The 13,895-nt window shown below is 46.1% G+C and carries 12 protein-coding genes and 1 pseudogene; 11 read left to right on the forward strand and 2 right to left on the reverse strand.

Features of this window, described 5'->3' with window-relative positions; translation table 11 throughout:
- Positions 1 to 222 precede the first annotated feature (222 nt).
- On the reverse strand, positions 223 to 834 hold the full coding sequence (locus tag QUB24_RS23890; protein ID WP_333155985.1) for a thylakoid membrane photosystem I accumulation factor: 612 nt from the start codon (positions 832 to 834) through the stop codon (positions 223 to 225).
- 322 nt (positions 835 to 1,156) lie between these two features.
- Here QUB24_RS23890 and QUB24_RS23895 point away from each other — a divergent pair, with 322 nt between their 5' ends.
- The 7 genes from QUB24_RS23895 to psbM all read left to right on the forward strand — a co-directional run bounded on the left by QUB24_RS23895 (position 1,157) and on the right by psbM (position 7,400).
- Positions 1,157 to 2,059 carry an undecaprenyl-diphosphate phosphatase gene (locus QUB24_RS23895; protein ID WP_333155987.1) on the forward strand — a complete coding sequence of 301 codons (903 nt, stop codon included), beginning with the start codon at positions 1,157 to 1,159 and terminating at the stop codon, positions 2,057 to 2,059.
- A 188-nt stretch (positions 2,060 to 2,247) separates the two neighbouring features.
- Positions 2,248 to 2,409: a hypothetical protein gene (locus QUB24_RS23900; RefSeq protein ID WP_333155988.1), complete on the forward strand. Its 162-nt coding sequence runs from the start codon at positions 2,248 to 2,250 to the stop codon at positions 2,407 to 2,409.
- A gap of 354 nt (positions 2,410 to 2,763) precedes the next feature.
- Complete coding sequence (locus QUB24_RS23905; RefSeq protein ID WP_333155989.1) at positions 2,764 to 3,099, forward strand: hypothetical protein; 336 nt, start codon at positions 2,764 to 2,766, stop codon at positions 3,097 to 3,099.
- 170 nt (positions 3,100 to 3,269) lie between these two features.
- Positions 3,270 to 4,655 carry a TIGR03279 family radical SAM protein gene (locus QUB24_RS23910; RefSeq protein WP_333155990.1) on the forward strand — a complete coding sequence of 462 codons (1,386 nt, stop codon included), beginning with the start codon at positions 3,270 to 3,272 and terminating at the stop codon, positions 4,653 to 4,655.
- Positions 4,656 to 4,796: 141 nt separating this feature from the next.
- Positions 4,797 to 6,644 (forward strand): TolC family protein, encoded by a 1,848-nt coding sequence (locus QUB24_RS23915; RefSeq protein ID WP_333155991.1) that lies wholly within the window; start codon positions 4,797 to 4,799, stop codon positions 6,642 to 6,644.
- Between the two features lie 118 nt (positions 6,645 to 6,762).
- Positions 6,763 to 7,059, forward strand: a complete 297-nt coding sequence (locus QUB24_RS23920; RefSeq protein WP_333155992.1) for a 2Fe-2S iron-sulfur cluster-binding protein — start codon at positions 6,763 to 6,765, stop codon at positions 7,057 to 7,059.
- 227 nt (positions 7,060 to 7,286) lie between these two features.
- Positions 7,287 to 7,400, forward strand: a complete 114-nt coding sequence (psbM, locus tag QUB24_RS23925) for a photosystem II reaction center protein PsbM (protein ID WP_015177760.1) — start codon at positions 7,287 to 7,289, stop codon at positions 7,398 to 7,400.
- A 120-nt stretch (positions 7,401 to 7,520) separates the two neighbouring features.
- Here psbM and QUB24_RS23930 read toward each other — a convergent pair whose 3' ends face one another.
- The gene (locus QUB24_RS23930) at positions 7,521 to 8,372 is read right to left on the reverse strand and encodes a universal stress protein (RefSeq protein WP_333155994.1); all 852 of its coding nucleotides are present in this window, start codon (positions 8,370 to 8,372) and stop codon (positions 7,521 to 7,523) included.
- 143 nt (positions 8,373 to 8,515) lie between these two features.
- Here QUB24_RS23930 and QUB24_RS23935 point away from each other — a divergent pair, with 143 nt between their 5' ends.
- From QUB24_RS23935 to QUB24_RS23950, 4 genes and pseudogenes are all read left to right on the forward strand, one after another.
- On the forward strand, positions 8,516 to 9,016 hold the full coding sequence (locus QUB24_RS23935) for a thioesterase family protein (protein WP_333155996.1): 501 nt from the start codon (positions 8,516 to 8,518) through the stop codon (positions 9,014 to 9,016).
- A 142-nt stretch (positions 9,017 to 9,158) separates the two neighbouring features.
- On the forward strand, positions 9,159 to 10,220 hold the full coding sequence (locus QUB24_RS23940; RefSeq protein WP_333155998.1) for a DMT family transporter: 1,062 nt from the start codon (positions 9,159 to 9,161) through the stop codon (positions 10,218 to 10,220).
- A 23-nt stretch (positions 10,221 to 10,243) separates the two neighbouring features.
- Positions 10,244 to 11,419, forward strand: a complete 1,176-nt coding sequence (locus QUB24_RS23945) for a D-alanyl-alanine synthetase (RefSeq protein ID WP_333155999.1) — start codon at positions 10,244 to 10,246, stop codon at positions 11,417 to 11,419.
- Positions 11,420 to 11,927: 508 nt separating this feature from the next.
- Positions 11,928 to 13,895, forward strand: a pseudogene (locus QUB24_RS23950) (hypothetical protein); the annotation flags it as partial.

The following is a 13,895-nucleotide window of genomic DNA, read 5'->3' on the forward strand; positions in this document are numbered from 1 at the left end:
TTTTGCCTGGATACCGGTAGGGACACGGCAATGCCGTGTCTTTACCCGTAGCTGAATTTTTAATTCTACCTTCTATCTTCTGCCTGTCACTTTTTCAATCCAATTAGTATCACGATCAATGTAAGGTGCGCCACAGCATACCTTATCCAATATAATACAGAAAAACTCTGGTTGAGGAATCATTGAAGATTGCTATAGCCACTAGGAATTAGCCCTTACCTATTACTTCGACAATTCGATATTGAGTTCGTTCACAACACGGCGTTTGAGCGGGATTGATTTTTCTCTGGGCAGCAAGTCAAATACTTTCCGAAAAGCGTCATCTACCTGTTCAAATGGTATTTGTCCTTTTTCATTGAAAACTACTTTTCCTGATTGGTCTAAGATGACAGTTTGAGGTACGAAACCTTCGTAATAATGGCTTGGCTCGGTGATTTCTGGTGACGGTTGCGGAGGCAAAGAGTCAATTGTTATAGGCATAAAATCGGCTTCGCGCCCGTAAAATTCCTGGAGTTGAGAGACGACGATCGCGTATTGCTTGGAGTCGCTGCTGTCATCAGTGTAAAAAACTAACAGTACGGGTTTATGGCGTTTGAAAGAATCTGCAATCTTGACTTTAGGAGGAACTAGGGAACCGTTGCCGGCGTAGAGGGCAAATATTGTACCGTCAAAGCGATCGTCTGTGAGAGTGGCCAAGGCTGGCGCAGTGCCGCTTAGCAGTATGAAGCTAAATGCGATCGCCACTGTTAAAAGAGTGGCTGACAAGATTCGCCTCAGCCAGCGGATGCCAGAAGCAGCAGTAACGATTGAATTTTTGTTCTCAGTAAATATCATAGGTTGTGGGCTGTTGCTGGAAGGAAAGCGAAATCAGATGCAAAAACTTTCCTAAGTTTATCAGGAAAATGTAGGCAAATGTTGTTGAGTAGGTTAAAGTAGTTTCGGCTCGATGATCATAAATTGCTGATAGTGGCGATCGACAAGGTGATTCGACAGGCTGAAGATCACTATTTGCGATCGCCTTTTCAGGGGCGGACTGGAACAGTCCGCGCCACAAGAAAATTTATTTGTGGTGGGGTAGGCTTCTAGCTTCCCAGAAGGGTGCAAGATATTAAATTCAACTGATTACTAGAAACTGACAACTGGGAATTTACAACTAATGATAGCTTTGCTTGACGCACTCCTCGCCCAAACGCCTGCCGCTGATGTTTCCGGGTCAGCTCAAATCAATCTGGTGCAGGCCCTTGTTTTAGGAGTTGTACAAGGATTAACAGAGTTTTTGCCCATCAGCAGCAGCGCTCATTTAAAGGTAGTGCCGATCGCCCTGGGATGGGACGATCCGGGGGTTGCTTATACTGCTATTATTCAGTTGGGCAGTATTGTCGCAGTGCTTTGGTATTTCTGGAAAGACTTGACAAATATAGCTGTTGGTGCAGTCGAAGCCCTGGTGCAGCGCAACTACAAATCCCATGAGTTTCAAATGGCGGTAGCACTGGTTTTGGGAACAATACCTATAGTCTTTTTTGGGCTGCTAATCAAGGCATTGGTTCCAGATTTTGACAACTCGCCACTTAGAAGTTTGGCCAGTATCGCCATTGCTTCGATCGTCATGTCGCTACTGTTAGCAATAGCAGAAAAAATTGGCAAGCGCAATCGCACTTATGAAAAGTTAACTGTCTTAGACGGAATTTTGATGGGATTAGCTCAAGCAATTGCATTGATTCCGGGGTGTTCGCGATCGGGTTCTACGCTAACAGCAGGATTGTTTATGGGATTAGAAAGACCTGCAGCCGCGCGGTTTTCTTTTTTATTGGGAATTCCGGCAATTACTCTGGCTGGATTAGTGGAATTAAAGGGTGATTTGGCACAAGGAATCGGCGATGCTGGAGTTGCAGCTTTGATAGTCGGAACGATTTCATCATTTGTGTTTTCTTATTTGTCGATCGCGTGGCTAATGAAGTTCCTGCAAACTCAAAAGATGTGGATATTTGTGTTGTATCGGCTAGCTTTTGGCGTGGCCATTTTAACGGCGATCGCAGGTGGGGCAGTGAAAAATGCGTAGGTTGTTATAATTACAAGGACAGGCTTTCCGGCCTGTTCCACAAAACAAGAACAGGCTTTCCGGCCTGTTCCACAAAGAGTAAATTTTCTTGTGGAACGGGCCGGAGATCCAGTTCATAAAAAGCTTATTAATAGCTGACAAGCTGTTAGCTTTTAACTCAAAGTGAGCGTCGCCGTGAAGGATATAGAATGCCTGAAGATAGCGAGCGCCAAAATGAACAATTAACGCTAATTATGCTGGTTCATGGTGCTAGCATTGGTGTAGCGATGTCCTTCTTTATCTCTCCCGGAATTGTGAGAACAATAGTATCAGATTTCAAACGGCTTCTCCGTTCAGAATCCCAGTGCTAATATATGGAAGAGTATCGCAAAAAAAGCGATTATTTCCCGGACGGCTGGGTTGACAAAAGAGCGGTGTTGTGCTGGCAAAAACAACTAAGGAATGAGAATTAAATAACTTACAATGCGTGATGGTTCTTGTGGGATGGGCGTCCCGCCCGTCCAGAAAGGGCGGGCTATAAGCCCAACCCCTACTCCCCACTTTCAAGAGTGTAAATTATTTAATTCGCGATCCTAAGCCTGTCAGGAACCCGTCAAAATTTTGAGTTTCATAAATACATATTTTTGATACATCCTCTCACAGCCAAGCTAAATTCACAACCCAGAACTTATTCTGATTCTAAAGGCGATCGACCTTAGCAAACTATGTCAATACCGAAAAAAGGAGCCAGAAAAATAATTGTTGATGGGGAAAGTTTCATCTGGCTAATCCGAAGACAAGCTACTTATACGCAATCATGCTACGCTGGCGGAAATATTCATGTTGGTGTCGAACACGCCCAAAAACGGGGTTCGGTGTTAGTTATCATCACCGATCGACCTCATCCTCAAGGTTTAAGTCCCGCTAACGAAGTGAAACCAGTAACACCCTCTGATGCAACACAATGGATACGGCAAGCTGTGCAACTTGGATGGCAGCCTCAGCTACCCGGAATAACTTTTGAGGTGCGGATTGCAGAACTGTTTATGGAAAAAATATAATAATGCTGTATATTTAGCAACCCGACAAGTAAATTCTGTTAAAGACGTTAAAGACAATTCACTCGCCTAGACTGGCAGAAGCGATCGCCCGATCGCTTCTGTCAGCCTAGACAAGTTAAACTGTAAACATTCTCCGCTAACTAATAACTAATAACTAATAACTAATAACCATGAGCGACTTATCAATCCGGCCCGCCCTAATCACCAAAGTTATCCCCGACAGCATCTGCGCCGAAATGGGATTTGAACCCGGAGACTCAATCGTCGCCGTCAACGGTCAAAAACCCCGCGATTTAATTGACTATCAATTCCTGTGCGCCGATGAATTTCTCGAATTAGAAGTATTAGACACTAAAGGCAAAACTCACAAGTTAGAAATAGAAAAAGATTATGACGAAGACTTGGGAGTGGAATTTGAAACTGCTCTTTTTGACGGACTAATTCAGTGCAACAATCGCTGTCCTTTTTGCTTTATTGACCAACAACCACCGGGAAAGCGGGAAACTCTCTATCTCAAAGATGATGACTACCGCCTCAGCTTTCTTTACGGTAGCTATCTCACTCTCACAAATCTGACTCAAAAAGAGTGGGACAGAATCGAACAAATGCGGCTTTCTCCTCTCTATGTTTCCGTACACGCTACGGAACCGGAAGTGCGAATTCAGTTGCTAAAAAATCTCCGCGCGGGGAAGATTATCGAACAAATCAAATGGTTTCAAGAACGTCGCTTGCAAATTCACGCTCAAGTAGTGGTTTGTCCCGGTATTAATGATGGCGAACATTTAGAACGCACTTTGTTAGATTTGGCAAAGTTTCATACTGGAAGTATTCCGGCTGTAGCATCGGTGGCTGTAGTGCCGGTGGGTTTAACTCGCTTTCGCCCTGCTGAAGATGAACTGATCGCAGTTACTGCGGAAAAAGCGCGAGAAGTAATCGAGCAAGTTCAGCAAATTCAAGGGCTTTTGAGTACAGGAAAAGGTAGCCCAAAGACGAAAAGGAAGAATTCAAAATCGCGCTGTATTTGGCTGGCTGATGAGTGGTTTTTAATAGCTGGTTTAGATTTGCCGTCGGCTGCTGATTACGAAGATTATCCGCAAATTGGTAATGGTGTGGGTTCTATCCGCCAGTTTATCCAGCAGTTTGAAACGGCTTTTGAGAAGCTGCAACCGATGCCAGTCGAGCCGGATCGCAAGTTAGTTTGGGTGGTGGGGAATGCTGTGGAAAAAGCTTTTGAGCCGATCGTACAACAACTAAACCAAATTCCCGGCTTGTCCGTCAACATGGCAGCACTATGCAGCCGCTACTGGGGACAAACTATCACTGTCACGGGTTTGCTCACCGGGCAAGATTTGCTCGAAGCTTTGCAGGGGCGAGACTTGGGAGATGGTATCCTGCTGCCGTCGGTGATGCTAAAACAGGGGGAACCGCGTTTTCTAGACGACATGACCCTCGAACAGCTCGCCAGCTCGCTGAAAACCCGGATTTTGCCGGTGAGCGGAGTAGAGGAACTAATCTCGGCGGCGATCAGTCTGGCAACTGCTGAAGTTAAATTCTAAATTTTGAATCGAACATTCAAAAGTTAAGATGAGTATGGTAATTGTGACTTGTAACCGTCGAGTTCAGGCTACAGACTAGAAACTTGAGACCTCAATCTTGCTCTAAAATTGTCTCTAGGATTGCAGAGTAATTAAAAAATTATGCGTGTTTTTCGTCAAATCATCGTAGTCGGAGTGGGCGCTGCAATTACTTTGGGCAACGCCGCACAGAGTGCTTCAGCACAGTCTCCGACTCAATCTCAGGACAGTTTGGCCCGCTTCAATCAGCTCGAATTAGGGCAGAATGTTCGATCGACCTCGAACACAGCTGCAGAATCAGCATCACAGGCCGAACAGTCGATCGCCCTTAACCCCCCAACCGGGCCCGACGAGCAAGCATCAAAGCCTCAACAGGCTGCTCCGGCTTCCCCATCAACTCTGTCTCAGGCCGGTTCAACGCCTCTTAGAGGCTTGGAACCGACACAGACTCAGCAGCCTTCCCCGAACCCTCCCAACAATGTTCCTGTGCCCAGTTCCCCGGTACCAATTCTCCGGGGCACTCCGAACGAAAGTTTCCCCCCTCTCCCTCCGAGGGGCATTTTAGACACCAAGCCTCCGACTTCCCTGGAACCCAACCCGAATCCGCTGCTGTTTCCGACAAACCCGGAGGATGTCAGGATCGAGCAAACAGAGTCAATTACCTTGCAACAGGCGATCGACCTCGCCCGCCGCAACAGCCAAGTTTTGCAAATCGCCGGACAGCAAGTGGAACAAAGCAGATCCGCTTTGCGCGAACAGCAAGCTGCTCTTTATCCAGACCTGAATTTTCAAATGGACGCCAGCCGCTCTGTGACTGCCGGCGGAGAACTCGGAGTCCGGGCTCAGCAGCGCTTCAACAACTCTCGGGCTAACGGAACCGGGCAGCCAGCCGAGCAAGCCCGGCAAAATTTAGGCAACAACAGTCTCAACAGCACTTTGCAGTTGAACTATGACATCGATTTGTTCGGCAGACGGCGGGCTAACATTCGCGCGGCAGAGGAACAATTGCGGCTTCGGGAACTGGATGTGGAACGCCAAGCCGAGGAACTGCGCTTCGACACTGCTGAGGCTTACTACAACTTGCAAAACTCGGACGGACAAGTTGCCATCCGCCAAGCTTCGGTGAGAAATGCCCAGCAAAGTTTGCGGGATGCCGAAGCTTTGGAACGGGCAGGGGTGGGAACCCGGTTTGCTGTGTTGCAGGCTCAGGCAAATTTGGCTAACGAAGTGCAACAACTCTCAGTTGCTCGTCGCGATCAGCGAGTTGCCCAGCGGCGTCTGGCTGAGATTTTGAATATCAGCCAGTCGGCGAACTTGACGGCGGCCGATCCGGTAGAGCAAGCGGGCTCTTGGAGGCTGTCTTTGGAAGAGAGTATCGTGCAGGCTTTTAGGAATCGCCCCGAGTTGGAACAGCAGTTGGTGCAGAGGGATATCAGCAAGCAGCAGAGGCGATCGATTCAGGCGGGGCGTTTGCCTCAACTGAGTGTTGGGGGTAGTTACAACGTGCTGGGACAAGACCCTGACGACCCCAACCCGTTTGCTACTCGTGGGTGGGCGGATGGTTATTCGATCCGGGCGAGTCTGACTTGGAGTATCTTCGACGGGGGCGCGGCGAACGCGAGGGTGAAACAGCGGGATGCTGATATTGCGATCGCCGAAAGTCGATTTGACCAACTCCGCAACCAGGTGCGCCGGGAAGTGGAACAAGCTTATTTTGGGTTAGAGTCGAGTTTTGAGAATATCGAAACTTCTGAGGCGGGGGTTTTGCAGTCAAGGGAAGCTCTGCGTCTGGCTAGACTGCGGTTTCAAGCTGGTGTGGGTACTCAGACGGATGTGATTCAGGCGGAAACTGATTTGACTAGGGCTGAGAGAAACCGATTGTCGGCAATTGTCACCTACAACCTGGGGCTTTCGTCTCTCCAGCGGGCTGTGAGCAATCTTCCGACTAATAACCTCTCGGATGCTCCTTGAGATTGGGTTGGGGCGAGCTTTAATTACCAGATCAATTGGACATCCTGTATTAAACGTCCGACACATTAGTTAATATTTTGTAATAGAATGCGATGTCAACTGCGTTAAGGAATCGGCAATGGCCAATATCAAGTTTGTGAAGGAAAATCAGGAAGTCATCGCCGCAGACGGGGCCAATTTGAGGCTCAAAGCTCTAGAAAACCGCATCGATTTGTACAGCTTTTCGGGCAAGCTCATGAATTGCGGGGGCATTGGTCAATGCGGCACCTGCATTGTGGAAATTGTCGAGGGCAGTGAAAATCTGTCGCCCCGCACTGACTTTGAGAACCGCAAGCTCAAGAAAAAGCCCGAAAACTATCGCTTGGCTTGTCAAGCTATGGTCAATGGTCAGGTGAGCGTGAAGACTAAACCCTAACTGCCAGTGGGCATTGGCCAAACAGGGCATTGGTAATTGGGCATTGGGCAAACAGGGCATTGGGCAGTGGGCAAAAGGAAATAAAAATTCTTGGATTCTGAATTTTGATTTTTTACCTATTCCACTGTCTCGTGCTGGCTTCTGCTGTATTCAAGTTTGCCTTCTACCTTTGAGTGATATCCTGGTTGTGTGTATTTTCATATTTTTAGATAGAGGCGAGCGTCTTCATGGAAGTTAACGATTTAGGGTTTGTGGCAACCATTCTGTTTGTATTGGTTCCCAGTGTTTTTCTAATCATTCTGTACATTCAAACAGCTAGCCGTCAAGGTAGAAAAGATTAGCAACTGCTGCTATTTCTGTCTGGCGCAAGCTGCTTGCAAAAAAAAGCGCCAACAGCTTTTTGCTGAGGCGCTTTTTTGTTAACTGTTGAGTGTTGGCGGCTAACTGTTAACGATGAGATTCTAGCCGACTGTGCGGGCTAGCAAGACGGGACAGTTGGCATAAACTCGCACGTAGTCTGATAGCGAATTTCCTAGGAGTCGATCGATATCCACAAAGTTTTTGGCAACGCTGGGTCGCCGATCCGGGGAACCGATTACCAACAAGTCGGCATTCAACTCGTCTGCAATCCGACAAATTTCTTCCCCTGGCTTGCCTGTAGCACTCACGCAGCGGTAGCTAACTCCCATTTGTTTGGTTAGTGCTACTGCTGGGGCCAATACAGCGTCTTTTTCAGCACTTGTTGTTAAATCTGTGCTGGATTTTCCCGTCAAATCTTTGGTGACGTGTACTAAAATTATCTCTCCGCCACTGACTTCTTTGACCAAAGATAGCGCAAGCTGTAATGACTGTTTGGCAGCTTCTGATTTGTCTACCGCCACCATGACGCGCTTGATTTTTTTGACGTAAATATCGTCTTTTACTAACAACATCGGTCGGGATGTTAGCTGGAAAACGTACTGGCTGACTGAGTTTTCCAAAATCGATTGCAGCCGTCCGAGTCCGCGGGAACCCATAATTACTAAGTCGGATTGTTCTTCTTCTGCGACTTGGCAAACTGTGGTTTTCGGGTCTCCCTGTTTGAGCCGGGGGTTGACTTTGCTGGGATCTATTTTCAAAGACTGGACTGCTTGTGCTAAAATCTTGCCTCCTTCTTCCAGTTTCTCGGCCATGCCATCGGATGTTACTTGGGGCGGCACGACGTGCAAGACGGTGACAGAGGTTTGTTGCAAGGAAGGGATGTCCATCAACATATTAAACATCTCTTCGCACAAGCCGCGACCGGCGACGGCTACTAAAATTTTTTCTATCATGGGGTTTTGGCGGTAAAAACAGTTGAGTTTTCTTGTGCGACGTTAAACTAGGGCGTTGGTACTCTAGTTGCTTACTGTCAAGCATAAGCCTGAAGTTTGTCTTATGATTTGTAGAAATGTAGCGTTTTGGAACGATTTGTAAAGTGTTAGAGAACGATCGAACTCAACCAGAACTCGCACCGGCTGGTGCTATTCAAAACCGGCCCAGAATAGACTCTGAGGGCTGGTTTGAATATTTGGTGCGAGTTTACCCTCACCATACTGACTACAGCGGTGTGGTTTGGCACGGGACTTATATTGCTTGGATGGAGGAAGCTAGGGTGGAAAGTTTGCGATCTCTTGGCATCGAGTATGCAGACTGGGTGGCGCAGGGTTTGGAATTGCCCGTGGTGGAACTTTCGCTGCGCTACCACCGGGCTGTACAAATGGGTCAATCTGTGGCAGTCAGAACGCGGATCGCTGCTACCGAGGGTGTGCGGCTGCTTTGGGATTACGAAATTCGATCGGCTGATACTCAGGAGTTATATGTGACAGCACAGGTAACTTTGGTTGGTGTCGATCGCGACAAAGGCAAGATTATCCGGCAATTGCCGCCGGTGCTGAAGGAGGCTTTGACAAGGCTTTCTGTTAAACCTTCAACCTAAGCTGCTGTTAACTATAAAAAATAGTTGGTGCAGCCCTAGTAAGTAGAGTGCGTGACTTTTGAGTCACTTTATTCGTCGCCCAAATTTTCTTGCGTCACGCACCCTACACAACTGCCTTCTGCCTTCATTGGAACTTTTAATAATGTCAAAAAAACTGGGATTGCCAGAGCCAAATATTGAAATTCAACGCAATATTTTGGAAAAAACCGAGTTAAACTCTGCCTTAACAACTGAAGACAAAACTATTGTTTCGGGAAAGCCAGACAGTTTAAAAAACGGTGAATTAGCTGACAGTCAAGGCAAAATTTGGGCGATCGTTTCGCTGTCGGCGGCGCTGCTAGCGGTGTCGCTGGCGGCGATTTTTATTAGGTTGAGCGAACGGGAAATCAGCCCGAATGCTACTGTTTTTAACCGTTTGTGGATAGCAACTGTGGTATTTGGAGTGTGGAATGGTGCTGATGCTGCGCGCCGCCGAATGTCTGGGGCCCAAGTTAAAGAGCGATCGAACTACACTCTGCAGGATGTGATGCTGTTAATAGCCGTAGGCGTGGTTTCTTCTGCTTCTGTGGGTTTCTGGGCCTGGTCACTGAGTCAGACTAATGTCGCTAATTCTACTGTACTGCGAAACTTAACTCCTTTATTTACTACTTTGGGGGGATGGCTGCTGTTGGGGCGGCGCTTTGACAACAGGTTTTTGGTGGGACTGGCGGTGGCTTTGTCCGGCGCAATTGCGATCGGAATCGACGATTTGCAAACTGCGGGAGACCATCTTGTCGGCGACGTTGCTGCTCTTTTATCGGCGATGTTTTATGCAGGAAATCTGCTAATTTCAGAACATTTGCGAACCAAGTTTCCGGCGACAACTATATTGATGTGGCGCTGTTTTATGGGCAGTATCTTGGTTTTGCCACTGGTTCTGCTTGCGGGCGATCGAGTTTTCCCTTATTCTGAGCAGGGATGGCTGACTGTAATTGCTTTGGCCGTGATTTGCCAAGCTTTCGGTCAGGGACTGCTTATCCACAGTCTCGGTAGTTTGTCGTCGGAATTTGTAGCTTTTTTCCTGCTGCTAGAACCCGTAATTACGGCGATTATGGCTTGGGTGCTGTTTTCGGAAAGTTTGAGCTTGTTTAATTGGTTTGCTTTTTCTGTGGTTTTGGCGGGAATATACTTGGGAAAATCTAGCGGTTCGGTGGCTAAAAAATGAAACCAAAAGGAAAAAATACTTAAATGAATCCAACATCAATCAACCTGAATCGCTGGCATTACGACTTTAGTTTGCTGCCTCAATATTTGGAGGTGCTGTTTGCTAAATTGCGGATTGCTGTGGTGTTCGGCGGCGACTGCGATCGCCCCGGCTCAGTGATTTACAAAACTCACAATCCCCGCTCTTGGAAGAGTTACGAAGTAGTCGCCCGCGAGATTGCTAAAGCCTTAGCAGAAATTGGCTTTCAGCAAGTCTTTGTCATGCCTGATGACATGAATTTGCCGGAAAAACTAAAACAAAAAAACATTCATTTAGTGTGGCTGAATACTGGCGGAGTCCAGGGCTACAATCCTGTTTGTCACACTCCCGCATTGTTGGAAATGTTGGGAATGCCTTATGTCGGTCACAATCCTTTAAATAGTTCAACTTTAGATAACAAACACGCTTTTAAACGAGAACTGCAATCAGTCGGAATAAAAACCGCTCCGTTTATGACTTGGCATCCTTCTCAAGGGATTTTTGAGCCTAATTTACATCAGCGTTTTGCCATTGCTTTTGGTGACTATCAAGGGCCGTTTGTTGTTAAACCCGTATCCGGTCGCGCTTCGCTGCACGTTCATTTTGTAGACACAATTGAGGGTTTGTCTCAGGCGGTTTCGGAAGTTCACCGAACCACTCACAATACTGCTTTACTTGAAAAATATTTGCCGGGACGAGAATTTTGTGTAGCAGTTTGTGGATATGTTAAATATGCTAAAGGCGGCTTTTGTAAAGATACAAAACCTTTTGCTTTTTCCACGATAGAGCGGGTGCTGGAGCCTGACGAACTTATCTTTACTTCTATGGATAAAAAAGCAATTACGGCCGATCGAGGACGGTTGATGGGCAGTGAGGAACCTGAACTCCAACAAGAGTTAATTGAGTTAGCTAGAAAAATTTATTGGGAGTTTAGTTTGAACAGCTTGGTGCGGATCGATGTCCGAAGTGATGCTGATGGATCGCTTTATGTTTTGGAAGCAAATCCCAAACCGGATTTGAAACATCCAGGGGAAAATGTGACGAGTTTGGTAGCTTTAGGTTTGGCGGAATACGGAATGAGTTATAACGATTTAATTTTTAGTTTACTGGCGGATAGGTTGGATTATTTGTTGACTCAGCATATCGAAATTATTCCTCATATTGTGCATTTGCTTGATTAATCGGACTTGCAGGGTGCGCTGCACCTTACCTGTAAACAAAAGGGATTTGTAAAGAAATATAAATTGTTGAGCAAAGTGAACACAGGCTGGCAAGTTGTGATAGCTTTGAGTAATATCAATTGCGGTTGCACTCCTCATGACAGTTGACAGTTGACAGTTGACAGTTGACAGTTGACAGTTGACAGTTGACAGTTGACAGTTGACAGTTGACCGAAAGCATCCAGGATACAAGCCCCCGGATTCATTCCGAAAGCAGACTCAGGACCCAGAAATAAAAAACCTGTATTCGATGAAACTTGCCCCCCGAATGTATGCGTGGAGTCAATGCTTCAATCTAAAATCTAAAATCGATTGACTCGGAGTCGCAAAACTGAATGGTTGAGTGTTAACTGTTGACTCGATTTTATGATTCCGATGCAACCGGAAACGATATAAGATAGCGATTTGTAGAGACCATTTTTTGGGTCAGAATCAAAATCCCTCAAGTTATATTAATTAGATAAAACACATGGAAGCATTACTTTTATTAATAGGATTTGGAGGCGGGGCATTAGTCTGCTGGCTAATTTTGAATAAGCGCAATTCACGCAATTTGGTGCGGATGCAGGGTTCGCAGGAGGCTATATCGAATTTGGCTGCTCAGTTGGATGCCCGAACTTCGGAATTGCGGCAAAAGGTGCAGAATGAAAATCAGCTAAATTCTGAATTGTCTCAGTTACAAAGTCGCTTGGAAACTGTGACTCGCGAGCAAGAAGTGTTAAAAAATCAAGTGTCGGAAATGGAAGAATTTTTGGCAGGAATTGCCCAGGATCGATCGCAAATTGATGCTCTGATTGCTGATTTGCAGTTTCAGCTAGAAAATGCTCAACAAGCTGAGTCCCAGTTAGCAGAAGTGGCAGAACTTAAAGAGCAGTTAGAAGTTGCGGATCGGGAGCGATCGCAACTTAACGCTCAATTACTGGAAATGGAAGCAGAGTTAGAGACGGTGGATGCAGAACGTTCTCAATTTCACGCTCTGCTGTCGGAATTTGAGAGTCAGTTGGAAACGGCTAGCCAAAGCAGATTGCAGGTACAGTACCAGTTGTCGGAAATTCAAATTAAGTTCGATCGCTCCATTGAAGAGCGGCAGCAACTTCAGTCTCAACTTGCGGGTTTGCAAGCTCAACTGCAATTAGTCGAAGCCGAGCGATCGCAATTTACTTCGGAATTGTCAGAGCTACAAGCTCAATTGGAGAGTGCAGAGCAAGAACGCAAAACACTCAACTCTCAATTGCAAACCGCTCGCGAACAAGCACAGCAACCTCCATTTGAATTATTAGAACTGCAAAGACAGTTAGAAGCTGCTAATCTGGAGAAAATGCAGTTAAACTCTCAACTTCATGAAGTACAACTTCAATCCGAAATGGTTGTTGTAGAGCGAGAAAGACTGCTGTCAGAATTGTCCGAATTGGAGTCTCAGATACATGGCAAGGAGGGAGATATCTCGCAACTCCAGTCTCAGTTATCAGAACTGCAAGCTCAATTAGAAACTGCTAACACAGAACGCTCGCACCTTTATTCTCAACTGTCGGAATCCCAAAGTCAAATAGAGACAGCCAACCAGATCCAAACTCAACTTCAATCTCAAGTATCGGACTTAGAAAATCAGCTAAATAGCCTGCATCAAACTCGCTCTGAATTAGAAGTTCAGCTAGAAACTGCTAACACCGAACGCTCGCAACTTTATTCTCAACTCTCGGAAATTCAAAGTCAAGCCGAGACAGCAAACCAGAATCAAAATCAACTTCAATCTCAAATCTCGGACTTAGAGCAACAGTTAGAAACTGTGCGTCAAAGTCGCACTGAATTGGAATCTCAGCTCACTTCTCAAATCTCCCAATTGCAAACTCAAATCGAGACAGCAAATCAGAATCAAAATCAACTTCAATCTCAAGTATCCGACTTAGAAAGTCAGTTAGAAACTGTGCGTCAAAGTCGCTCTGAATTGGAATCTCAACTCACTTCTCAAATCTCGGAATCCCAAAGTCAAATCGAGACGGGCAATCAGAATCAAACTCAACTTCAATCTCAAGTATCGGACTTAGAAAATCAGCTAAATAGCCTGCATCAAACTCGCTCTGAATTAGAAGTTCAGCTAGAAACTGCTAACATTGAACGATCGCAACTTTATTCTCAACTGTCGGAATTCCAAAGTCAAATCGAGACAGCCAACCAGAATCAAAATCAACTTCAATCTCAAGTATCCGAGTTAGAACACCAGTTAGAGAGTGTGCGTCAAAGTCGCTCTGAATTGGAATCTCAGCTCACTTCTCAAATCTCCCAATTGCAAAGTCAAATCGAGACAGCTAATCAGAATCAAGCTCAACTTCAATCTCAAGTATCCGACTTAGAAGCTCAGCTAGAGAGTGTGCGTCAAAGTCGCTCTGAATTGGAATCTCAGCTCACTTCTCAAATCTCCCAATTGCAAAGTCAAATC

Source organism: Microcoleus sp. B9-D4 (genome assembly GCF_036705105.1).
Lineage (GTDB): Bacteria > Cyanobacteriota > Cyanobacteriia > Cyanobacteriales > Microcoleaceae > Microcoleus.